The 21727-nt window shown below is 61.8% G+C and carries 20 protein-coding genes; 5 read left to right on the plus strand and 15 right to left on the minus strand.

The features are described 5' to 3' along the window. Positions 1–2: 2 nt before the first annotated feature. The 10 genes from ACFQ6Y_RS01435 to ACFQ6Y_RS01480 all read right to left on the minus strand — a co-directional run bounded on the left by ACFQ6Y_RS01435 (position 3) and on the right by ACFQ6Y_RS01480 (position 8233). Positions 3–1196, minus strand: a complete 1194-nt coding sequence (locus ACFQ6Y_RS01435) for a globin domain-containing protein (protein WP_378628132.1) — start codon at positions 1194–1196, stop codon at positions 3–5. A gap of 31 nt (positions 1197–1227) precedes the next feature. Then, on the minus strand, positions 1228–1677 hold the full coding sequence (locus tag ACFQ6Y_RS01440) for an Rrf2 family transcriptional regulator (RefSeq protein WP_042446409.1): 450 nt from the start codon (positions 1675–1677) through the stop codon (positions 1228–1230). A gap of 119 nt (positions 1678–1796) precedes the next feature. Then, on the minus strand, positions 1797–2927 hold the full coding sequence (galK, locus tag ACFQ6Y_RS01445; RefSeq protein WP_378628135.1) for a galactokinase: 1131 nt from the start codon (positions 2925–2927) through the stop codon (positions 1797–1799). Beyond that, positions 2927–4030 (minus strand): galactose-1-phosphate uridylyltransferase, encoded by a 1104-nt coding sequence (gene galT / locus ACFQ6Y_RS01450; protein ID WP_378628137.1) that lies wholly within the window; start codon positions 4028–4030, stop codon positions 2927–2929. Before galT ends, galK begins: the two co-directional genes overlap by 1 nt. Further along, positions 4027–4653 (minus strand): SMI1/KNR4 family protein, encoded by a 627-nt coding sequence (locus ACFQ6Y_RS01455; protein WP_378628140.1) that lies wholly within the window; start codon positions 4651–4653, stop codon positions 4027–4029. The genes galT and ACFQ6Y_RS01455 overlap by 4 nt, the downstream gene beginning before the upstream one ends. A gap of 21 nt (positions 4654–4674) precedes the next feature. Further along, positions 4675–5259 carry a TetR family transcriptional regulator gene (locus ACFQ6Y_RS01460; RefSeq protein WP_378628142.1) on the minus strand — a complete coding sequence of 195 codons (585 nt, stop codon included), beginning with the start codon at positions 5257–5259 and terminating at the stop codon, positions 4675–4677. Further along, positions 5256–6305 (minus strand): saccharopine dehydrogenase family protein, encoded by a 1050-nt coding sequence (locus ACFQ6Y_RS01465; RefSeq protein ID WP_378628145.1) that lies wholly within the window; start codon positions 6303–6305, stop codon positions 5256–5258. Before ACFQ6Y_RS01465 ends, ACFQ6Y_RS01460 begins: the two co-directional genes overlap by 4 nt. Before the next feature lie 88 nt (positions 6306–6393). Next, positions 6394–6747 (minus strand): VOC family protein, encoded by a 354-nt coding sequence (locus tag ACFQ6Y_RS01470; RefSeq protein ID WP_378541914.1) that lies wholly within the window; start codon positions 6745–6747, stop codon positions 6394–6396. Positions 6748–6853: 106 nt separating this feature from the next. Beyond that, positions 6854–7597, minus strand: a complete 744-nt coding sequence (gene lepB, locus ACFQ6Y_RS01475) for a signal peptidase I (protein ID WP_378628149.1) — start codon at positions 7595–7597, stop codon at positions 6854–6856. 84 nt (positions 7598–7681) lie between these two features. Beyond that, entirely contained in the window at positions 7682–8233 is a 552-nt protein-coding gene (locus tag ACFQ6Y_RS01480; RefSeq protein WP_378628153.1) for a transglycosylase family protein, read from the minus strand. Positions 8234–8821: 588 nt separating this feature from the next. On the opposite strand from ACFQ6Y_RS01480, the gene ACFQ6Y_RS01485 reads away from it, so the two are divergent. Next, positions 8822–10333: an anion permease gene (locus ACFQ6Y_RS01485; RefSeq protein ID WP_378628156.1), complete on the plus strand. Its 1512-nt coding sequence runs from the start codon at positions 8822–8824 to the stop codon at positions 10331–10333. Positions 10334–10336: 3 nt separating this feature from the next. On the opposite strand, the gene ACFQ6Y_RS01490 is transcribed toward ACFQ6Y_RS01485, so the two are convergent. The 3 genes from ACFQ6Y_RS01490 to ACFQ6Y_RS01500 are packed head-to-tail and all read right to left on the minus strand — an operon-like array spanning position 10337 to position 13785. Next, the gene (locus tag ACFQ6Y_RS01490) at positions 10337–11086 is read right to left on the minus strand and encodes a succinate dehydrogenase/fumarate reductase iron-sulfur subunit (RefSeq protein WP_378628159.1); all 750 of its coding nucleotides are present in this window, start codon (positions 11084–11086) and stop codon (positions 10337–10339) included. Then, the gene (locus tag ACFQ6Y_RS01495) at positions 11083–13035 is read right to left on the minus strand and encodes a fumarate reductase/succinate dehydrogenase flavoprotein subunit (protein WP_378628162.1); all 1953 of its coding nucleotides are present in this window, start codon (positions 13033–13035) and stop codon (positions 11083–11085) included. The genes ACFQ6Y_RS01490 and ACFQ6Y_RS01495 overlap by 4 nt, the downstream gene beginning before the upstream one ends. Next, positions 13036–13785 carry a succinate dehydrogenase cytochrome b subunit gene (locus tag ACFQ6Y_RS01500; protein ID WP_378628165.1) on the minus strand — a complete coding sequence of 250 codons (750 nt, stop codon included), beginning with the start codon at positions 13783–13785 and terminating at the stop codon, positions 13036–13038. A gap of 156 nt (positions 13786–13941) precedes the next feature. Here ACFQ6Y_RS01500 and ACFQ6Y_RS01505 point away from each other — a divergent pair, with 156 nt between their 5' ends. Together ACFQ6Y_RS01505 and ACFQ6Y_RS01510 are read left to right on the plus strand one after the other, a co-directional pair. Then, positions 13942–15270, plus strand: a complete 1329-nt coding sequence (locus tag ACFQ6Y_RS01505) for a lipase family protein (protein ID WP_378530809.1) — start codon at positions 13942–13944, stop codon at positions 15268–15270. A 2-nt stretch (positions 15271–15272) separates the two neighbouring features. After that, positions 15273–16523, plus strand: a complete 1251-nt coding sequence (locus ACFQ6Y_RS01510; RefSeq protein WP_378628167.1) for a Tat pathway signal protein — start codon at positions 15273–15275, stop codon at positions 16521–16523. 51 nt (positions 16524–16574) lie between these two features. Here the strand turns inward: ACFQ6Y_RS01510 and ACFQ6Y_RS01515 are convergent, their stop codons facing one another. After that, positions 16575–17951 (minus strand): spinster family MFS transporter, encoded by a 1377-nt coding sequence (locus tag ACFQ6Y_RS01515; protein WP_378628171.1) that lies wholly within the window; start codon positions 17949–17951, stop codon positions 16575–16577. Between the two features lie 52 nt (positions 17952–18003). After that, the gene (locus ACFQ6Y_RS01520; protein ID WP_378628173.1) at positions 18004–18879 is read right to left on the minus strand and encodes an SGNH/GDSL hydrolase family protein; all 876 of its coding nucleotides are present in this window, start codon (positions 18877–18879) and stop codon (positions 18004–18006) included. A 136-nt stretch (positions 18880–19015) separates the two neighbouring features. Between ACFQ6Y_RS01520 and ACFQ6Y_RS01525 the strand changes: the two genes are divergently transcribed. Next, a complete protein-coding gene (locus tag ACFQ6Y_RS01525; RefSeq protein WP_378628176.1) occupies positions 19016–20299 on the plus strand; it encodes a PucR family transcriptional regulator in 1284 nt (427 codons plus the stop codon). A gap of 23 nt (positions 20300–20322) precedes the next feature. Further along, entirely contained in the window at positions 20323–21723 is a 1401-nt protein-coding gene (locus ACFQ6Y_RS01530) for a serine hydrolase domain-containing protein (RefSeq protein WP_378628180.1), read from the plus strand. Positions 21724–21727: the final 4 nt, after the last annotated feature.

The following is a 21727-nucleotide window of genomic DNA, read 5'->3' on the forward strand; positions in this document are numbered from 1 at the left end:
GCTCAGGTGTTTGCCCAACTGTCCGGCCCGAAGACCTCGTAGTGGATATTCTGTGCCGGCACATCCCGTTCGAGCAACGATGCGCGCATTGCCAACATGAACTGCATCGGCCCGCACAGGAAGGCTTGGGTATCCGGCTCCACTGCGATGTCTTCCAGATTCGCTCGTCCTTCGTGAACCGATCCGAACGCAACGTGCGTGCCGAGATCTTCGTACCAGCGGTGCAAGGTTGCGGCGGGAATCTTCTCGACGAGCGTGCTGAGTTCTGCTCGGTGAGCATGATCGGCGATGGATCGGTCAGCATGAATGACGGAGACGGAACGCTGTGCACCGGTGTCCGCAAGATGATTGAGCATGCCGATCATCGGTGTGCAACCGATTCCGGCCGACGCGAGGAGCAGTGGTGAGTCGTCGTCGGGCATGGTGAGATCACCGAACGGTGTGGTGACGGAGAGCTCTTGTCCTTCGAATACATTGTTGTAGAGGAAGTTCGACACCTCGCCGTCGGGAGTTCCCGAGATTCGCTTCACACTGATCCGCCAGTCAGCGCTGCTCGGCACCGAGCACAAGCTGTACTGACGAATCTGGCGAGCGCCGTCTGGAAGCACCACGCCGACCGAAAGGTACTGTCCGGGAGCGAAGGTGGGCAGTGCGCTGTCGTCGAGCGAGGTGAGTGTCAGTGAGACGGTGTCGGCGGATTGCAGGACGCGCTCACTGATTCTGACAGTTCGCCACACGTCACCGGCCTCGACGCCGGCGAGCTGATAGAGGCCCCGTTCCATCGCGATGAGGGTTTCGGCCATTAGCCAGTAGACCTCGTCCCATGCTGCGGCGACCTCGGGAGTGACTGCATCGCCGAGTATTTCGACGATTGCGGCGAAGAGGTGTTCGTGGACGATCGCATACTGGTCAGGGGTGATGCCCAACGACGCGTGCTTGTGAGCGATACGAGAAAGGATGAGATCAACCTTGGCACTGTCGGGTTCGAGCTGCAGTGTTGCGAATGCCGCGATAGCGCCGGCAAGTGCTTTCTGCTGTTCACCCTGCTTCTGATTGCCTCGATTGAAGAGATCGCGTTCGAGTTCGGGATGTGCGTCGAACATCTTGCGGTAGAACAGGGTTGTGATATCGCCGATGGCAGCGCCGACCACGGGAAGGGTGGCGCGAATGACCTCGGTTGACTGTGGGGAAAGCATGAGCTGCTCCGTTCGGTCGAAATTAGGTTGATCAGCCTGCTTCGTCGCTCCGAGTGGTGAGGCGAAGCAGGACAGTTTTGGACGGCTGACGGATGACGTCTTCGATCGTGACCGCGTCGAGCGAAACGAAGAACGCTTCCTGAGCGTCGCGCAACGCACTTCGAAGGAGGCAACCGCCGCGCAGTGGGCACGGCTTGTCGCCCTCGCAGTCGACGACCTCGCCGGGCCCTTCGAGGCGTCGGGCCAGCCAGCCGATGGTGGCGGTGCGGCCGAGTTCGGTGATGGAAAGTCCACCGCCGCGGCCGCGCCTGGTTGTGACGATGCCCAACTCGCCGAGCCGTGTAACCACCTTGGTGGCATGGGAGTACGACACGTTGAGCTGCTGCGCAACATCCCGGGTACTGGGGGAGGCGTCCGCGTCGAGTACGGCCAACCGCATGACGACGCGCAATCCCAGATCGGTGAACTGCGTCAGTTGCATGACTTGAACCTACATAATTCGCATCTGAGATGACTATTTATGTGAGGGGGATCTCGAGGTGCCCCAACCGGAGCGAACGGTACGTTTGGCGCCGTCAGTGCGCTGAAGGTGCCGTTCGCTCACAACCGGGTGGCCGAACCCCCGGCGACGGCGGTGAGAAAGTGGGGCGCTCGCCAGCCTCGCACTGCAAATTCGCGGCCCACCGACGCAGTGACCTCCGCTCCCCTTCCTGCCGGAACCAATGCGATGGCCGAACCTCCGAAGCCGCCACCGGTCATCCGCGCACCGATCGCGCCGCCGCGTCGTGCCGCAGCAACGGCGACGTCGAGTTCTTCACACGAGACCTCGAAGTCGTCACGCAACGACGCGTGGGAATTGTCGAACACCGTTCCGACATCACTGAATCTGCTGTTGCGTAGGAGTTCTGCTGCTTGCCGTGTTCGGGCGATCTCGGCCACGACGTGCCGCGCCCGTGCCCGGAGAATCGGATCTGACAACGATTCGGCCTGATCTGCAGTTGCTTCTCGCAAACTGTCGACTCCGAGAGCCTTTGCGGCGTCGGCACATTGGGATCGGCGCAACCCGTACTGTCCGTCCGCGAGTGAGTGTTTGACCCGGGTGTCGATGACGATCAGTTCGAAGCCGGCATTGTGGAGATCGAATGGAATGGGTTCGGTTGATCCGTCCTGGCAGTCCAGCAGCAACGCAGTCGAGGGTCTGGCGAAGAGGGCAATCGTTTGGTCCATCCCGCCGGTCGGTGCGCCGACGCCCTCGTTCTCCGCTCGGATGCACATCTTCACCAGCTGACCTCGGCTGAACGGTGAACCGTGAAGATCGTTGACGGCCAACGCAACAGAGCAGGTGAGGGCAGCGGAACTCGACAGCCCGGCCCCGACCGGTACCGACGAGTCGACCGCCAGATCGATTCCCTCGAGGGGAAGACCCTCGTGCGCCAGCGACCACATCACGGCCGTGGGGTAGGCGGCCCATCCTGCTGCGATTTCGCCGACGGACCCGGAGTATGTCTCGTCGGATTGCCGACTGTGAACGCGCACAGTCCTGTCGCTGCGCAGCGCGGCGGCTACCAGTGTTCGCTGCTCGAGAGCGACGGGCAAGCACAAGCCGTTGTTGTAGTCGGTGTGCTCGCCGATGAGATTGACTCGACCGGGCGCCGCCCAGACCCCGGTTGCCGGATATCCGTAGGTGTCGTGGAACTGTTGGAGTACAGATTCTTTCGAGACAGGATCCACTATTTCAACTCCCGCAGGCGGGCCGCGACTGCCTCGGGAAGTGTGTCGTTCACCCAGGCACCCATCGCCGACTCGGACCCGGCGAGGTATTTGAGTTTGCCGGGAGCACGCAAGATCGAGAACAGTTGAAGATGCAGGCGACCCAGCGCGCGGTCCATGCGCACCGGGGCTTGGTGCCAGGCCGCGATGTACGGCACTCGGTCGACGCCCGGATAGAAGCGGTCGACACGACGTAGGAGATCTTGGTAGACCACCGCAAGCTCCTCGCGCTCTTCGTCGTTCAGCGACGGAAGGTCCGGGACGTCTCGGTGCGGTGCCAGGTGAACCTCGATGGGCCATCGTGCAGCAGTCGGAACGTAGGCGGTCCAGTGATCGCCGTCGTAGATCAACCGGGTCCCGTCCTCGCGCTCGAACGCCAGAACATCGGCGAGCAGTGAGCGACCGGTGCGCTCGAAGTGCTTGCCCGCCTGCGTCAGCATCGATCGGGTGCGTGACGTGACATACGGGTATGCGTAGATCTGTCCGTGCGGATGGGTGAGTGTCACCCCGATCTCTTCGCCACGGTTCTCGAAGCAGAACATCTGTTCCACATCTGGATCCGCCGACAACTCTTCGGTCCGAGAAATCCAGGCACCGACAATCGTGCGCATGCGTTCGAGCGGAAGTTCGGCGACGGACGCCGTGTGATCGCTCGAGAAACACATCACCTCGCAGTGGCCGACAGCTGGGCGATCGCTCGGGTCGTCGTCTCCGGGACTGTGGGCGGCATCGCCGGGCGCCGACGCAAAACTCGGAAACCGATTCTCGAACACCGCGACGTCGTAGTCCGATTCGGGTATCTCTGTGGGCGTGCGTGTTTCGTTGGTCGGGCACAGCGGGCAATCGGCGGCCGAGGGGAGGTGGGTCCGCGTCATACGATGTGAGGCCATGGTGATCCACTCGCCGGTGAGGACGTCGAACCTCATCCGAGAAGAGTGGTCGAGCGCCGGCAATTCGCGTGAATCTCGCGCAGTGCGGGCGCGGAAACGGCCGGCGTCGTCGAAGTAGAAGATCTGGCGACCGTCGGCGAGGATGCGGCGGGTCGGGTTGCGCTCTGACGTCATGCGTCGACTTCCCATTCCAGAACACCCTTGCTGACAACGGGTTTCCACACTCCTATCGTGGAACCTGTTTCCAGCGCAGTGGCGTGGGCGGCCAACATGACCGAGATGGATGCCCAGATCGGGCCGCCGTTGTCGGTGGCATCCGACGCATACTCGGTCACACAATGATGAAGCGCACCGCTGCGTGTGTCCACGAAGTAGTGGTACTCATCCAGTCCGGCAAAGGGAACGAACGAAGGGATGAACATGGTTGCGGCAGTGCCTGCGTCGCGTTGATCGTGTCTATCCATCTCGTCCTCGGCATAGAGGTCCGGATTCTCGTAGATCGTCTCGTCCCACGTTTCGAGGAGGGTGAGGCGAACTTCGGTGGTGACATCGATAGGGTAGAAGAACTTGTCGGGAAGCACGCTGCCGAGAAAGAGCCCCGTCCGGTCGTCGTGAGTCAGGCTGCCGTTGTGGACCCGATACAGGTCGCGAAGTTCCTCGGGCCACGTGATGCCGGTCGACGCCTCGAATGCCTCGATGACGGTGTCACCGAGTCCTGGTTGAAACGCTGCAGCCGTCACCGGCGCGTGTGTACGGCACCACGCTTCGATTCGGCTCCATTCGTTTGCAACGCTCATGGGCCTTACGATACGTCCGAGTCAGGACCCGTGAATCAGGTACTGCAGCGTGTTCACCAGCTTTCGGTCCGAAGCCTGCGACTTTCGGCCGGCAATGCCTGAGCGGAGAACGGCGGAACCCTCGAGCAGGCTCACGATGGTCTGCGCCGTTGCACCAAGGCCCGCAGCATCCAGATCCGGTTGTGCACACGCAACAGCGCGCTCGACGTGTGCGATGTACTGCGCGTAGAAGTCTCGAACCACCACCGCCACTTCCTCGTCTGCCGCAGCAATCGCCCACACTTCGACGTACAGACGCACGGTGGCCTGGTCATCCTGTTCTCCGAGCAGGACTGCGATGAAGTGCTCGGACTCTTCGCGGGAAAGGCTCTGATCCGTGTCTGTGATGGCAGCGAGGCGATCCAGTGAACGAGTCAATGCACGTGACATCACCGCGCGGATCAGGTCTGCACGGGTGGGGTAGTAGTGCTGCAGATGCCCCACCCGCACTCCGGCAGCGGCCGCGAAATCGCGCATTGCCGAGTTGGCATTGCCCTGCGTGGTGAGGACCTGTTCTGCTGCGTCGAGAAGTGCTGCCGCGCGGGCGGCACCCTTGGAAGGGGTCATGCCCGCAATACTGCCACCCCGAAGTTCTCCAACTCGGAGACGGTGCTGCACGGATTCGGAAGCGACTCGGGGAAAGCAACTCCCGGCTGAGCATCGTCGGCCAAAGCATGTCTGACGGCCATCGCGCCGCCCACCGCAGTGAGGTGGGCTTGACCTCGAGGATCGACGATCGTTGCGCTTGCCGCGGCGTCCGGGCCGGTGACATCGATGCGTACTTGCGCGCTCCCGCCCTTGCCGGGCGAGTACAGGAGTCCGCGTCGTAGCGGCGTGAAGCGGTCACCGCGACCCCAACGGAACAGGCCCACCTTCTTGGCGGCGAGCAGGGCAGTTGTGGATGCATTCGAACTGAAACCGATTCGAGTACTGGCAGTTTCGGCGCCGAGGGTCATGGGAAACGTGAATTGTTCCGGAGTGTCGATTCTTCCGACCTTGGTGCGCGATCCGGGAAAGTCGATCCAGCGTGTATCCGTCAACGGGCTGACGGTGATCGGGTTGCCTTGCTGCATCACCTCGAAATCCTGGCCGAGACGATCGATGAAGTCGACGGAGTCGAGCCCGGCAATGTCGTTGACGTCGTAGCGAATCGAGACGTCGATCGCGGTTGCGCCGCCCAGTTCCTCGGCCAACGCTGCGGCGACGACGTTGGTGACTCCGCCCATCCAGCCGGACGAGAGGTACACCGGTGCGCTCGGCGACATCTGACCCGCCAGAGTTGCGGCGCGGGCGACGCGGGTTGTCCAGCGAGTGATGTCGACGTAGGGGATCCCGGCCTCGACGGCAGCGGACAGCACACGATCGTGGGGATCGTTGACCGTCGACACGACCGCGCGTACCGACGCGTCGAAAGGCGTCGGGTCGAGGAGGTCCCAGCGGCGGACGGTGGCACCGTGACGGCGCGCCAGTTCGTTGCCGCGCTCGGGGGTACGCCCGGTGAGGAGCAGTGGGAAGTCGGGGGCGAGCAGGGCGGTCAGGGCGCTGCCCACGGTTCCGTATCCGCCGGCCACGAGGATCGGGCCGTCGGCTGAATACTGCAAGGAATCTTTCATGCTCTCAACTCTAGGTCAAATGACCTAAAACGTCGAGCGACGTCTTTCAAGTGCTCAGTCCCGGTGTTCGCTCAGTCCCGGTGTTCGTTCAGTCCCGGTGTTGCACGATGTTGACGACGTTGCCGTCCGGCGCCCTGACGAGGAATCGGCGAACACCCCACTCTTCGGTCGTAATGGGGTGCACGATTTCGTAGCCGAGTCTGCGGGCCTCTTCGTAGGCGCCGTCGACGTCGTCAGCGTGGACGGAGATGACCGAGTCCTCGGCCGCCGTCGCGTCGTGCGTGACGAGCTGTACGTGCGCACCGGTGTCGGGTGAGGTGTAGCGAGCGACCCACCCCATGTTGAACTCTTCGGTACTCAGACCGAGATAGTCGGAGTAGAAACTCCTGGCGGTTCCGACATCGGCGACCTTGAGATTGGCGGTGATGCGTCGTGCACGCATGCGGTTCTCCTACCTTCGGCAACAGATGTGCTCGATGATCGTCCGAATGCGGAGTTGTGTCGACCGTGTAGTCCGAAGATGCTTTCCTACTGGCTGATTCGGTTGGTCACTGCGGATCGAACGAACTCACAGTTCCCCACCGTGAGAAGGGAAGGACGATCAGTTGAACCTTGCCGATCACATTGTCGATCGGCACTGTTCCACTGTGTTCGTCTTCGAGATGGAATCGTGAATCCTTCGAATGGGCGCGGTTGTCGCCCATCACCCACAGGTTCCCGTCGGGAACGGTGACCGGACCGAAATACTTTCCTTGGCAGGGGATGCCGTTGCCGGGAATGCGATCGTCGATGTACGGCTCCGTCAGCGGTTTGCCGTTCACTCTGAGCCCCTCGTCCTCGGACAGGCACTGTACGGTTTGGCCTCCAACCGCGACTACCCGCTTGACGAGGTCGTTTTCGTCCGGTGGGACCAATCCGACGATGGACCCAAGTCCCTGAAGCGCGCGAATCACCGAGTTGTCGGAGCGAATGGATCGATACTCGTCGTTCCAGGATTCGGGTCCCTTGAACACGACCACGTCCCCAGGTTGTGGATCCCCGAATCGATAACTGATCCGGTCGACGAGGATCTTGTCTCCGGTGCAGGCGGTACATCCGTGAAGCGTCGGTTCCATGGACTCCGACGGGATCAGAAAAATACGTCCGACGAAGTTCTGAATGACAACACTCAGCACGAGTGCGACCACAACGAGGATCAGAATCTCACGCCACAGTGGGCGTTTTCTCGGGTGATCGGCCACAGTCGATTCAGTTGATTCAGTCGAGTTTTCGTGGGCGTCGGATTCCGTCACACTCCCGACAATAGATGGCGCAACCGGTCGTCGGCCCGATACGAATGTTCTCGATTCGTGGGTCTACCTCTCGGCGGTCTTGCTTCAGAATTGGATCACATCACCCGCGAAGATCAGGTGGGGATCGGCGATGCAGCTATTCCTGGCCCAAACATCCTGCCAACGAATCCCTTTCGCAGAAGCAAGGTTGAACAACGTATCGCCCGCGGAAACTGTCACCGTGTCGCCCGCTGAACCTGCCGACGAGGGAGCCGAGGTGGTCGAATCAGGGGTGGTGCCGCCCCAGCCGAGGTAGGCGCCGCAGACCGGCCACGCACCGATGCCCTGAGCTGAGAGGGTTGCCTCCGCAGCCGCGACTTGATCGAATTTCGACGCCAGGTCGGCCCGGTCCGGCGCGCCTGCCGGTTTGTATGCGTCCCACGTCGACTGTGTGAACTGGAGCCCTCCGTAGAAGCCGTTGCCGGTGTTGATGTTCCAGTCTCCGGAACTCTCGCACATGGCAACTTGCGACCAATCGTGCGCACTGGCAACGCCCGTGGTAACGATGGTGCAGGCAAGTGCGAGAGCGCCTGCTCCTGCGGCTGTCGTGACGGATCGTTTGGCGCGAGAACGATTGTTCTTCCGGTGAATTCCCATGATTCTTTCCTTTGATCGGTCTGAAGGGACAGCGATCTCGGCTCGGCGTGGCGCTGCAGTGGTTTGCGGCATATCGCGGCACTCGAAATCGTCAGTGCTGAAATGTGATTGAGGTGGGCCGGGCGCTCGTCGCCAGATCGTGGTTCCGAGGTATGACCAGATTGGCGGCGCGGCACGCTTGCCGACAACGGCTCAATTACCCGGCGGCATACCTGTTTGTAGGCCGAGGAAAAACGTCGGTGTACTCGGTGCTGAGCGGAAAACAGGTAGACGAACAGGCCATTCGACCCGTGTGCTGACGAGCACCGACCGGCATGCTGAAGCAACACCGAAACAGGATCTCTTCGAGATTCAAGCTTGCGGCACGCCGGCGCCTCCTGTTGATCGATCGGCGCACCCTTTTGAGGGAGATGTGTCGCACCCCAGGGCCGCAGTCTGCGCCCGGGGATGAGCCCTCCTGTGGAATCCAGAGCAGTGGATACCGCAGGAGGGCATTCTCTCGAACTTCGATTGACCGCACGAAAACCGGACGTTTGGGGGACAATCATCTGGGGCGATCACCTGGGGCGAGAAGTCGAGGAGATATACATGTCCGAGGCCAAATCCGAAAGCACCGAGTCTCTCGCTGGAACGACACCGCCGGCAAAGACACCGCCGGCAAAGACACCGCCGACGGAGCCGTCGAAACAATCGGTGCTCAGGCGGTACTATCCGGCTGCTGTGCCCGTCATCCTCGGCTTGATCATCTATTTCATGCCTGTTCCGGACGGTGTGGATCCCAAGGGCATGCACATGCTCGGAATCTTCGTCGGCACCATCGTGGCGTTGATCTTGCAGCCCCTGCCGACGGGTTCCGTGGCGCTGGTCGGTCTGTCGATCGCCATGATCACCCAGACCGAGACGCCGAGCGAAGCGCTGTCCGGGTTCAGCAACACGACGATCTGGCTGATCGTCGCGTCGTTCTTCATCGCCGAAGGCTTTCTGGTCACCGGACTCGGCAAACGTGTCGCGCTCATGTTCGTGACCAAGCTCGGCAAGTCGAGCCTCGGTTTGTCGTACGGAATGGCGTTGACGGACTTGATACTTGCTCCGGCGACGCCGTCGAACACCGCCCGTGCGGGTGGCGTCGTCTATCCGATCATCGTCTCGCTGAGCAAGTTGGAGGACTCCAATCCCGAGCCCGAGGACTCTCGCAAGAAACTCGGAGCGTATCTGCTGCTCACCTCGTTGCAAGTCAACGTTGTCACCTCGGCGATGTTCATCACCGCCATGGCGGGTAATCCCGTGGCCGTCGATGCGGCGGCCAAGATCGGCATCGACATCTCGTGGGGCAAATGGGCGCTGGCAGCCTCGGTTCCGGGGATTGCGAGTCTCATCGCGATTCCGTGGGTGATGTCGAAGATCTTCCCGCCCACGATGTTGAAGACACCGAAGGCGCCCGAGCAAGCGCGGGAGGAACTCCGCAAGGCGGGCCCGATCAGTCGCAACGAGAAGATCATGGCTGCCACCTTCGTTCTGCTGCTGGTGCTCTGGTGCCTCGGATCGCAACTCAACGTCAATGCCACTACAACAGCCTTCGTCGGGATCGGCATCCTGTTGGTGACCAAGGTGCTGACGTGGAACAACCTCGTCCACGACACCGGGGCGTGGCAGACGCTCGTGTTCTTCGCCGTTCTGGTCGGCATGGCGAGCCATCTCGAAGAACTCGGCGTGATCTCGTGGATCGGAACGCAGGTCTCTTCGAGCGTCGACGGATTGCCGTGGATCTGGGCCTTTGCGATCCTGACGCTGGTCTACTTCTACGCGCACTATCTGTTCGCATCGAATACCGCGCAGATCGTTGCGATGTACGCGGTATTCCTGGGCGCAGCAGTGGCAACCGGTGCACCGCCACTGTTCTCGGCCTTGGTGTTCGGCTTCATCGGCAGCTTGTTCGGCGGAATCTCGCACTACGCTTCCGGCCCGGCCGGAGTGATCTACGGATCCGGATACATCAAGACTTCGGAATGGTTCCGAATCGGGTTCGTGATGAGCGTCGTGATCATCCTGATCTGGACGATCATCGGCGGGGCGTGGATGAAGCTGATCGGCGCGTGGTGATTGTCAGTTGTCCTTGCGCCGCAATCCGAATCGCATCGATTCCTTGTTGACAGCGGCAATCGCGGTCAAAGGTATCTCCGCGGGACATACATCGGCACACTCACCGTAGGTCGAGCACGGCCCGAAATCGGCCTCCATCTGGTGCGACATCGCTCGGGCCCGCTTGCCACGTTCGTTGCGTCCCTGCGTGACGAGGGACAGATGGGTCAGTTTGGAACCGGTGAAGAGGTGCGCGGCACCGTTGGGGCAGGCTGCCACGCAGGCGCCGCAGCCGATGCACGCGGCGAAGTCCAGCGCCGCTTCGGCACTTTGATGCGAGAGCGGCTGACTGTCCGCGTCCGGCGCGGTTCCTGCATTGACCGAAACGTATCCACCGGCTTCGAGCACCCGGTCGAGCGCCGAACGATCGACGACGAGGTCTCGGACCACCGGAAAGGCTGTGGAGCGGAACGGCTCCAGTTTGATTCGGTCACCGTCGGAGAAGCTTCGGAGGTGCTGACGGCACGTGGGAGTGTTCGCAACCGGCCCGTGGGGAACGTCGTCGACCGTGATGCCGCAGGACCCGCAGATCCCTTCACGGCAGTCGGAATCGAAGGCGATGGGTTCGTTGCCGCTCTCCACGAGTTGGTCGTTGAGTCGGTCGAGGAGCTCGAGTAGTGACATCTCCACTGTCGCGTCGTCCACCTGGTAGGTGTCGAACGTTCCGGACGATTCGGGTCCGGACTGGCGCCATACGTCCACGGTGATTTTCATACGTAGTTCCTCGTCTGCAGTGGAACAGCGGTGAAGGACAACGGCTCGTCGTGTCGAATGTGTCCGCCGTCCTTGGCGGTTTCCCACGCCGAAACGAAGCACCAGTCCTGATCGTTGCGTTGTGCTTCGCCGTCGGGAGTCTGATGTTCGGCACGAAAATGCGCTCCACAGGACTCGTCACGATCGAGTGCGTCGACGCACATCAGTTCGGCGAGCTCGAGGAAATCGGCTACCCTGCCGGCCCTTTCCAACTCCTGGTTGAACTGGTTTCCGCTGCCGGCAACTCGCAGGTTCGACCAGAAATCGGCTCGTAGCGCTCGGATTTCGGCGATCGCCTTCGTCAAGCCCTCGGCCGTTCGGGTGACGCCGCAACCCGCGTAGAGGATCTCGCCCAGTTGACGATGGAACCTGTCGGGGCCGTGTGTTCCGCCGACCGAGAGCAGCAGGTCTACCCGACCGCTCACGTCACTGAGCGTCGACGTCACTGCGGGATCGGAAAGTTCGAGAGGTGCTGATCCGAGCAGCGGCGCAAGATAATTCGGAATCGCGTACGGAAGGGTGAACCATCCGTCGACGCAGGCCGAGAGCAGCGAATTGGCGCCGAGGCGGTTGGCACCGTGATATCCCCACCCGGCCTCGCCGCCGACGAACAGGCCAGGGATGGAGGTCATCTGGTCGTAGTCGTTCCAGAGTCCGCCCATGGTGAAGTGGGCTCCAGGGGCGATACGCATCGGCACGGTGTACGGGTCCTCGCTGGTGGCGTCGCGATACATCGAGAACAGATTTCCGTACCGCTCCTCGATGGTCTTGCGGCCGAGCCGTGCCAACGCGTCGCGAAAATCCAGGTACACACTGTTTTTCAGCGGGCCGACGCCGTGACCGGAGTCGATTTGCTCGCGGGCGGCCCGTGAAGAGACGTCGCGGGGAGAGAGGTTCCCGAATGCCGGATACTTGCGCTCGAGGTAGTAGTCGCGTTCATTTTCGGGAATGTCGCCGGGCTCACGATCGTCTCCGGGCTTGGCCGGTACCCAGATCCGACCGTCGTTGCGTAGGGATTCGCTCATCAGAATGGTTTTCGACTGCCACTCGGAGTTGACGGGAAGTGCCGTCGGATGGAATTGGATGAACGAGGGCGAAGCCATCAGGGCACCGCGTCGGTGCGCCCGCCACGCGGCCGTGGCGTTGGAGTTCTTGGCAAGAGTGGACTTGTGGAACACGGTGCCGTAGCCACCGGAGGCCAGTACGACGGCATGGCCTGTGGTGGCACCGATCTCGCCGGTCACGAGATCGCGTGTGACTATCCCTTGTGCTCGGCCGTCCGAAACGATGAGATCGAGCATCTCGGTTCGGGTGTGGAGGTTGACCGTTCCGGCTGCGATCTGACGCTGCAGTGCCTGCGACGACGCTATCTGCAACTGCTGGCCCGTTTGCCCGCGCGTGTAGTACGTGCGCGAAACCTGAACGCCGCCGAAGGATCGGGTGGCCAGAGTGCCGCCGTACTCGCGAGCAAACGGTGCCCCGATGGCATTCATGTGATCGATGACGCGTACGGATTCTTCGGCGAGACGGAAACAGTCGGCCTCGCGACCCCGGAAATCGCCGCCCTTCACCGTGTCCTTCACGAAGCGGGCAAGGCTGTCATTGTCCACCTTTCGAGCGCGAGCGGCGTTGATGCCGCCCTGCGCGGCGACGCTGTGTGCACGGCGTGGCGCATCGTGGAAGGTGAAGGACTCGACGTGATAACCCAGTTCGCCGAGGGAGGCGGCGCAGGCCGCGCCCGCGAGTCCGGTACCGACGACGATGACCGTGAACTTGCGCCGGTTGAGTGGGCTGACGAGCTTGTAGTCGAGCTTGCGAGTGGGCCAGGCGGTCTGTGGATCGCCGGCCGGGACCTTACCGTCCACCGGCGCCCCGATGGTGCGCAGATCGTCGAGTTCGAAGCTGTTCACTTATGACGCTCCTGTCTTCGAGATGACACCGGTCATCACTGCGATGGGGATCGACATGTTTCCGACCATCACGACGAGCGCAAAGATTCCGGAGAGTGCAACGGCAATCTGTCGCAGCCGTTGACCGGTCACGCCGAGATCGTTGACCGCACTCCAAAGTCCGTGCGCGAGGTGCATTGCCAGCAGGGCCATCGCGACGATGTAGAACACCGCCACCAGTGGACGCTCGAAGCTGGCGATCAGATTGTCGTATGCGTAACTCTGTGTGCGCGTGGCCGCTTCGTACTCGCTGCTGCCGATGGGTCGGGTTCCGGTCGTGAGGTCGAGTATGTGGAAGATGACGAAAAGCAGCAGCACTGCTCCGGTGACGGGCATCGTGCGCGCTGTAAAAGACTTGATTCCCATGCCTTTACGTCGAAATTTCCCTCGCGCTCGGCGTCCGCGGACGGTCAGCAGCCAGGCGCACCAGACGTGTGCGACCAATGACGCTAGCAAGACGATACGAAGAATCCACAGAAGTCCCTCGTAGGGCAGGAAGGGTTCGAACACCGTTCGAAGCCAGTGTGCGTAGTCGTCGAAGTGATCGGCACCGGTGTAGACCTTCAGGTTTCCGATCATGTGGACGAGCACGAAAGCGGAGAAGATCAGTCCCGTCACGGCCATCAGAATTTTGCACGTGATGTTGGACGGCCGCGGTCGAGCTCGGAGTGAATCGCCGGTAGCTCGCGATACACGGGTCGGTGCACTCACAGACAAACCTCCCACGCCAGACTTGCCGGACAGGTGCCGTCAGCCTAAGCCCGATCGAGGTTTTCGGCCAACGGATCGGTGCCCGACTTGTCTGTTATTGCAGGTGGATGGGAGTGTAGGGGTGCTCATTACCCGAAAGTAAGGAACTCGTGAACGATGTTTGACTCGACGTGGCGACGGTGGTCATGGCGCGCCGGAACGGCATCGGCCCTGGCAGTGGCCTTGTTTGCGGTGGGGTCGCCGGCTGGTGCGCAGGAGACCGTCGACCTGGCCGACGTGTTCAACCCGTTGGTCGTGAAGGCACTCCAAGGCGCTGATATTTCCACCGAATTGACTCCACTCGGGCTCGCGTCCGACGATCCGTGGTTCGACGAGCCCGAAATCGAGCCGGGTACCGCCCCTGGCACTCTTCTCAAAGCGCGTCCGGTCAGTGTGCAGGTCTACCAGGTCCGTCCGGACGTGGTCTCGGCTCACCAGCTCATGTACACAACCACCGATCACTTCGGTCGGCAGGTGATCAGCACCGGAATTCTGATGATTCCCGAGGACGGAACCGCGCCAGGTGATCGCAAGGTCATCGGATACGCCGAGGCGAACGACAGCCTGGGCGCGAACTGCGCGCCCAGTCATCAGTGGACCGGTGGCAACCAGAGCGACCCTGCGATGTTCTCGGCGCTCGGCCCGGTGGCAGAGATGTTCGGTCACGGCTGGGCAGTGATGATGAGCGACGTCGGCAACGACGGAGACACTTCACCTCATCCGTTCTCGATCGGACAGTTCTCGGGCAAGGCAACGCTCGACGGTGTGCGGGCAGCACTTGCGCTTCCTGAAGCCGGCCTCGAATCAAATACACCTGTGGGTATCTACGGGGTCGCCGGAGGCGGTGTCGCGGCGGGGTTTGCCGCGGAACAGGCGCATGACTACGCGCCGGAATTGAACGTCCAGGCCAGCGCCATCCAAGCGATGATGATCGACCCGGCAACGTTCGAGGAGACGGCCGCCGGTGGGATCGGTTCGGGATTCGTCTTCTCGAGCATTCTCGGATTCGACGCGGGCTACCCCGACATCCGGCTCGACGATCACCTCACTCCGATCGGTCACAACGTGGCCGCAGCCTTCCGCGCGTCGTGTCAGGCGCTGTACCTCGGACTTCCGTTTGTTCCCTTCGACGTCCTGCTCACCAACCCGGCGCCCCGAACGATCCCGGCACTGGCCGAGGCGTACGCGGACAACACGTTGGGAAAGCAAGCGCCGTCCTCCAAGCTTCTGATTTCTTCCTGTGAGGACGATTTCCTCGTCCCCTTCAGTGAGGCAGAACAGTTGGCACAGACGTATCGAGAAGACGGCGGTGACGTGGACCTGATCCCGTCGCAGTGCGGACCGCTCGACTACGTGACGAATCTGTACAAGACCGTGACCGATCAGTTGGGCATGCAGGACATCGCCTGGCTGGCAAAGACGTTCGACGAAGCTGAGGGACGATGAGCATGCGGAAGTCTCTGACGCGCAGGGATTTTGCGCGCACGGTTCTCGTCGCTTCGGCAGGTGTCGGTGGAGCCGTCGTACTCGGCGGCCGGGCGTCCGCGAACAACGGTGTCCTCGACAGCTACCTCGACCTGGAAGCGGTGAACGCAAACGCCGAAGCCGCGGGCGGTCTGCATCCGTCACTCCCGTCGGATTCCGCAACTCTTCGGTCTTTGGTGGATACCGCCCGAGCCTCGGGACTGGATCCGCGTCGCTATCAAACACTGCTCGAGCAGTACTGGCTCGCGGTCGGGACCGAATCCGCAGGAATCGATCTCGCTTCGTGGACACCGTTCGACGGAGTGCACGCGAATCTCGGAAACCTCACCAACACCTTCCAGTTCTACGAGCGACTCCAACTCGAGCATCAAGAACTGCAGTGGGCAGGTATGGGCGGAATGGTGGGGCCCGCCTTCGCCGGTGGGCTCCTCGACTTGGACTACGGGCGGGTTGTGCTGGAAGTCCAGGCGATCAGCGAAGCGATGGCGCTGGTGTGGCGAGAGATCGACCGCGTCGGATCGCCGGTCACAACGTCGATGGGGGCTCCCGAGGACATTGCGGCGCTGCTCCAGGTCGGTCACGAAATTCGCCCCGAGGACGTGATGTGGTTCCAGGGCAAGGTGATTGCGATGAGCAAACACATCTTCTCGGATCTGATTCCCATGCACATGGCGTGGGTTCACAACGGTGTCGACGGCATCGCCGAACTCGATCGCGCGGGGCTGCTCGACGAGAACGCGCGCATCGCGTGGAACAACATTGCTTCGGGGACACCGGAATCGGTCTTCGACGGCAATGTGCGTCTGCTGCGACGCGAGCAGTACCAGTCGGTGGGTGATCAGTGGGACGAGGCGAAGGCGTACCGCGGCAGCGTCGGTCGCTCGTTGACCTACCTGACCACCTTCGCCGCATCACCGTCCATGCCGGGCGTTGTGCCGCCACGCGAGTCGAACCCGCTTTCGTTCGCGGTGGGCAATGCCGTTGTGAAAACACCGCTTCCGGACTTCAACTGGGCAGACCGTGACGGTCGGTGGACCTATATCAACGATCAGCTGCTCCCGGTCTACAACAACCTGATGAAGAATCAGCCGGAGCTGTGGCGAGCGACGCTGGCGGCGCCAGTCTCCGTTCGGATAACCGAGCAGCGAATGATCGCTCGCTTGCCGGACATGTTGCGGTCCATGCTGTCGACTCTGGCGATCACGGTGAACTGACCTCGATGGCGGGGCTCTGGGGAGCCCCGCCATCGTCCGTGAACTTGTCGGTCAGGCCTGGCTCAGTTCCGCTTGCATACGCGCGGAGTCCTTGCCGACAGTGCGGGTAGCCAGGTAAATGAATACCGCGGTGAGTGCCAACATGATCGGCACGAGATACATGGCCGAATTCAACCCGTCGCCGGCGTACTGAGCCAACTTCCCGGTACCGGCGTCGGCAAGAGCGCGATTGGCAAACCAGTCCGAGATCGCACCCACGGCAACCGGTCCCGAGAATCCGCCGAGAAGGTACATGGCAGCGAAGAACAACGCCGTCGCAGTGCCGCGGAGCCTGGGAACCACGACGTCGTGAATAGCGGGGTAAACGCTGATGTAGAAGCCGTAGGCCAACAACCAGCCGGCGGAGAACAAGAGAGTGAACATCACGACGCTCCCGCCGTGCTGCAGCAGCGCCAGCGCCGTCAAAGGCGCTGCCAATGCCGAGGTTCCGACGCCGATCATCAGACGTGCCCGCGGCGAGTGTGCGCTGGCCTTGTCGGCGTAGCGCGCACCGAGAAGCAATCCGATCAGGCCCGTGATTCCGACGATGATTCCGGTGACCGAAGCCGCAGCAGTCAGTTTCAGGTGGTACTGACGCATCAGAAGCGGGACGACAAACGAATTGACCGCGTAGGCAGCGAAGTTGAATGTCAGTCCGGCAAGGATGAGCCAGCGAAGCGTCGGAATTGCGAGCAGACGACGAATCGGCCGGGTGATCGGGGCCTGTGAAACAGCGGCTGCGCGAGCCTCCGGACTTTCGGAACCACCGCGAACCGGATCGGCCATGCGGTAGAGGACAACTGCCAGAAGGACACCGGGAATCGCGGCGAGGAAGAACGGTGCGCGCCAGCTGTCGAAGGCCTCGGCGATCTTGCCGACCGTGAAGTAGGCGAGCATGAGGCCGATCGGCAAGCCGAGCATGAAGACACCCAGAGCACGTGAGCGTCGTTCCGCTGGGTAGATATCACCGATCATCGAGTTGGCGGCGGGTGTGAAGGTCGCTTCGCCCACACCGACACCCAAGCGCGCGAGGATGAACAGCACGTAGCTGCCGGCAGCACCGGTTGCCGCTGTCAACCCGCTCCACACCAGCAGGCCGATGCCGATGATCTTGGGGCGATTCTTCGTGTCGGCCAACCGGCCGAGCGGCAGCCCGGCGATTGCGTAGACGAGGGTGAAGGCAGAGGTGATCAGCCCCAATTGCAAGTCGCTGAGCGAAAACTCGTTCTTGATCGGCTCGGCGACGACCGAGGGGATTGCCCGGTCGAAGAAGTTGAGCATGTTCGCGAGAAACAGTGCGACGAGTGTGCCGCCGAGAAGTTTGTCACGCGTTCCGACCGGGGCGCCGTCGACGGACGGTAGCGGCGGAGCGTCTCGTTGAATTGACATGGTTGTTCCACCCTTTTCGCGAGTGCTGAATGAATTGTGCTGGGGGAGAAGCTCAGGACAGAGCGTCGGCGACGGCGTTGCCGATCGCCTGCATGCCGGCCGCAGTGGGATGCAGGGGAACCGCCGGCTGGGTGGGGACGATACCGGTGTAGTACGCAGTGGCAGGGTCTGTGCAGATGTCATGTCCGGCAGTGGCTTCGGTGATGTCGATGTACTCGATACCGTGACGCGCCGCGGTGGCTGCCATAACCGTGTTGCCGTAGTCGATGACACTCTGGAGATAGTCCGCGTCGCGTGGCCAGAACGGCTGGGTGCCGGGGCATCCACCGTTGGCGATGTACGTCCCGTATCCGATCACGACGATGCGTGCCGAGGGTGCCCGGTCGCGAACTACGTCGATCATGGAACTCCAACCTGCGGAGGCATTTTCGATCATCTGTCGCTGCTGATCGACGCCACCGGTGGTGAACTTGTCACGGCAGGACGTTCCGGTGGGTTCGGGGAGTGGATTGACGCAGCTCAGAACTGTCGGAAACAACGAGATGTCGTTGGCACCGATGGTGATGGTGACGAGGTCGGTATCAGGCCCCAATGCTGTTGCCTGCGGTGATACTTGACCGGAGAACGTCGATTGTGCGGTGTCCGTGACGTTGGCGGATCGCGCCGACGAGCAGGTCATATCCGTGAGTTGAGCGCCGAGTTCTCGCGCCACCACGGACGGGTAGTTGTCGAGTGATCGTAGACAGCCCGGTGACGACGAGTCCTGCGCGGTGACCAGTGGGCCGGCCGCCGCGGAATCGCCGAGTGCGACGTACTGGATAGCGCTGACAGGTGTCTCGGCGCTTGACACACCGGTCCCGAGAGCCGCGATCGAACCGGCAGTCACGACGCCTGCCAGAATGGCTGCGCTGCGCGTCTTCCACGTCACTCGGGGCTCCTATTGGTCGAAGGTGAGACTTCCAGTCATGCCACTGATTGTGAATTCGTGAGTGGCGTGGGTTACATAGTGATAGGAAAAAGGCAGGTCGGCCTTGTGGTGGCAATTCAATTCTGTGGAGGGTTTTGTGTCTGGAAACAAAGATCTGCCGTTCGAGCCGATAATGGTTGGTGGCAGATCTCTGGCCGACCGATTGGCGCAGCGCACCCATCCGCTGGTCATTGCGACGGTTGATCTGGTGCACCGCGACGTCACCTTCTATCGTTTGCTCCCCGACGAGGCATTGCGGAACGACGTCACGACCATCGTCAGACGCAATCTGGAACTGTTCATCTCGATGCTGCGGACGGGTGCTGATCTGGCGCCCGAGACGCTCGCGGACATCAGTGAATCCGCCCGTCAGCGAGCTCAGGAATTGGTTCCGCTCGGCGAGGTGTTGCGGGCTTATCACCTGGGTGCGGGGCTTTGGTGGGAGACGATATCCGAATGGGCGCTCGCACAAGACGGTGTGGCTCTCGCGCGCACCGGACGACTCTTGAACGCATATGCTGCGGCGTCGACGTCGGCGGTTCTTGCCGGCTACGGTTCCGACCACGCCACCCAGACGGACGAGGATTCTGCGCGAAGGTCATTGTTCGTAGCACTTTCGACGGGTGTCGATGTTGATCGGGTCTCCGACGACGTGGGCATCAGGTTGGCGCGCCTGTACTGGGTGGTGGCGCTGCACGTCGAGCGCAACGACGACGAGTCCTCGACCGAGGTGGACACTGCCGTTGCCGAGCGGAGAAAGGTGCGCCACCTGCAACGAGAGCTGGATCAGGTGGGGCGGGACAAAGCCCTCGGGGTGCTCGGCAGCAGCGGCGGAGCCGTCTTGATTCCCATTGTGGAATCGGAACCCGCAGAGGGAAGCTGGGCATCGAGTCCGCAGTACCTCGCCCTGTGTCGCCGGTTGGGTGATCTCGAGAAGGTCATCGGTGCATCGACGGTTGCCGCCGTCGACGTCGCGGCACCAGCAGCAGTTCCCGCAGCGGTGAAGCAGGTGCGCGAGGTGCTGAACGTTGCCCGAAAGTACGGACGTACCAGTGGGGTCGTTCGTCTCAAGGATCTTGCAGTCGAGTATCAACTGACCCGGCCAAGCGCCGCGCTGCCGATCCTCGCAGATGTGTTGTCGCCGTTGGAGTCCGATCTTGCCGTGCTCGAGACGCTCGAATCTTTCATCGACTCCGGATTCGATCGAGCTGCCACCGCCCAGCAGTTGCACGTGCATCCGAATACTGTGGTGTACCGCCTGCGTAAAGCGAGTTCCCTGACAGGACTTGACCTGTCGGCGCCGAAAGATCTTGTGCAGGTCACCATGGCGCTGGGAGCGCGTCGCGCAATCGGAATGGAGGCGGACACTTCCCAAACGTGATGCGGCTGTGGTTCTCTGTGAACGTGTCTGATTCTCGCGGTTTTCGCCGCGCTCTTTTGATTCCCCTGTTCGGTGCGTTGATTGCCGGTTCAGTCGCGGCACCTGTGGGAGCTTCCCCGCCCTCTTGCGAGAACCCCGGTACGGCTGGGGAATTCACACAGCGTCCCGCATCGGAACTGGGGTTCGACGCTGCGGCGCTGCAACAAGCAGTCGACTTCGGCACAGCCAAAGCGTCGACGTCCATACGTGTGTTGCGGCATGGATGTCTCGCGGCGTCCAACGTCGACGGCGTCGCCGATGCGATTCCGTTCCCGTTGGCTTCTTCGTCGAAAGGCGTAGTTGCGCTCGCCGTCGGCAGGGCGAACACACTCGGATTGTTGGGACTCGACGATCGAGTCGGTCAGTACATCGGGGGACTTGACCAGGAACACGCTGACATCACAGTTCGGCAGTTGCTGACTCAGTCGTCCGGGCTCGACTTCTCGTGGGGTGCTGACATTGCGGGCTACTACACAGACGCGGTGCAACAGACGCTGCACCTTCCGTTCGTGGCCGAACCAGGAACCAAGTTCGCGTACGGACAGACCACTGTCACGGTGCTGACTCGGATCGTCCAGAATGCGGCGGGACGGGACTTTCAGGATTTCGTACAACAAGAGTTGTTCGGCCCCTTGGGGATTCCGCGTGACCACTGGGTATGGGTGCGGGATCGTTCCGGTGACACCATCGGAGCCGGTGGGTTGGCGATCCGGCCGGGAGACATGGCCAGACTGGGTCAGCTTATGGTGCAACGAGGCGCGTGGCGCGATCAGACGTTGATCGACTCCGCCTACATCGACGAGTTGTCCGCGCCCTCTCCGTCCAATGGCGGGTACGGCTTCTTGACCTGGGTGAATGCGGGCGAGAACTTCTATTCCGTGAATGCGCCGGTGAGCAAGTATGTTTCGCATCCGGTGTGGCAGAACGCGCCTCGGGACCTCTACGGTTTCGTCGGAATGCTCGGGCAGTTGATCGTCGTGGTTCCCAGCCGTGACCTGGTCATCGTAAGGGACGGATTGACGAGCTACTTCGACCCTGCAGACCCGTCGGCGGGATTGACCGGTGAATCGAATCCTGATCTTCAGGAGTTCTTGGGGCTTGTCGTCGCTTCGATCGTCGACGTTCCGCCGCCTCCGTACGTCGGGCCTTCTCCACACGGTTCAGGCGGTCCCCTGATCGACGATCCGTCACAGCTTGTCGGCTTCGCGAATCCCGAACTGATCTTCGACACCATTGTCGGGACGGGGCGAGCCGGAACACCTGGATGCAACATTGTGATCTGCAACAACGAATTGTTGCCGTCCAGTGTCGCCCACCTGCTCGGGGATGCTGCAGCTCAGATCGGAAATGCGGCGGGCGCGTCGAATCGAGACGCTGGTAGATGACGGT

It is taken from the genome of Rhodococcus sp. NPDC056516, assembly GCF_042794655.1.
GTDB lineage: Bacteria > Actinomycetota > Actinomycetes > Mycobacteriales > Mycobacteriaceae > Rhodococcus_F.

Bases quoted from the DNA above. Each gene is read 5' to 3' on its own strand.
- ACFQ6Y_RS01485 (WP_378628156.1), top strand. From the start codon at position 8,822: ATGTCCGAGGCCAAATCCGAAAGCACCGAGTCTCTCGCTGGAACGACA.
- ACFQ6Y_RS01470 (WP_378541914.1), bottom strand. From the start codon at position 6,747: ATGCGTGCACGACGCATCACCGCCAATCTCAAGGTCGCCGATGTCGGA.
- ACFQ6Y_RS01490 (WP_378628159.1), bottom strand. From the start codon at position 11,086: ATGAAAATCACCGTGGACGTATGGCGCCAGTCCGGACCCGAATCGTCC.
- ACFQ6Y_RS01465 (WP_378628145.1), bottom strand. From the start codon at position 6,305: ATGAAAGATTCCTTGCAGTATTCAGCCGACGGCCCGATCCTCGTGGCC.
- ACFQ6Y_RS01440 (WP_042446409.1), bottom strand. From the start codon at position 1,677: ATGCAACTGACGCAGTTCACCGATCTGGGATTGCGCGTCGTCATGCGG.
- ACFQ6Y_RS01480 (WP_378628153.1), bottom strand. From the start codon at position 8,233: ATGGGAATTCACCGGAAGAACAATCGTTCTCGCGCCAAACGATCCGTC.
- ACFQ6Y_RS01435 (WP_378628132.1), bottom strand. From the start codon at position 1,196: ATGCTTTCCCCACAGTCAACCGAGGTCATTCGCGCCACCCTTCCCGTG.
- ACFQ6Y_RS01515 (WP_378628171.1), bottom strand. From the start codon at position 17,951: ATGTCAATTCAACGAGACGCTCCGCCGCTACCGTCCGTCGACGGCGCC.
- galT (WP_378628137.1), bottom strand. From the start codon at position 4,030: ATGACGTCAGAGCGCAACCCGACCCGCCGCATCCTCGCCGACGGTCGC.
- ACFQ6Y_RS01460 (WP_378628142.1), bottom strand. From the start codon at position 5,259: ATGACCCCTTCCAAGGGTGCCGCCCGCGCGGCAGCACTTCTCGACGCA.
- ACFQ6Y_RS01455 (WP_378628140.1), bottom strand. From the start codon at position 4,653: ATGAGCGTTGCAAACGAATGGAGCCGAATCGAAGCGTGGTGCCGTACA.
- ACFQ6Y_RS01505 (WP_378530809.1), top strand. From the start codon at position 13,942: ATGTTTGACTCGACGTGGCGACGGTGGTCATGGCGCGCCGGAACGGCA.
- ACFQ6Y_RS01510 (WP_378628167.1), top strand. From the start codon at position 15,273: ATGCGGAAGTCTCTGACGCGCAGGGATTTTGCGCGCACGGTTCTCGTC.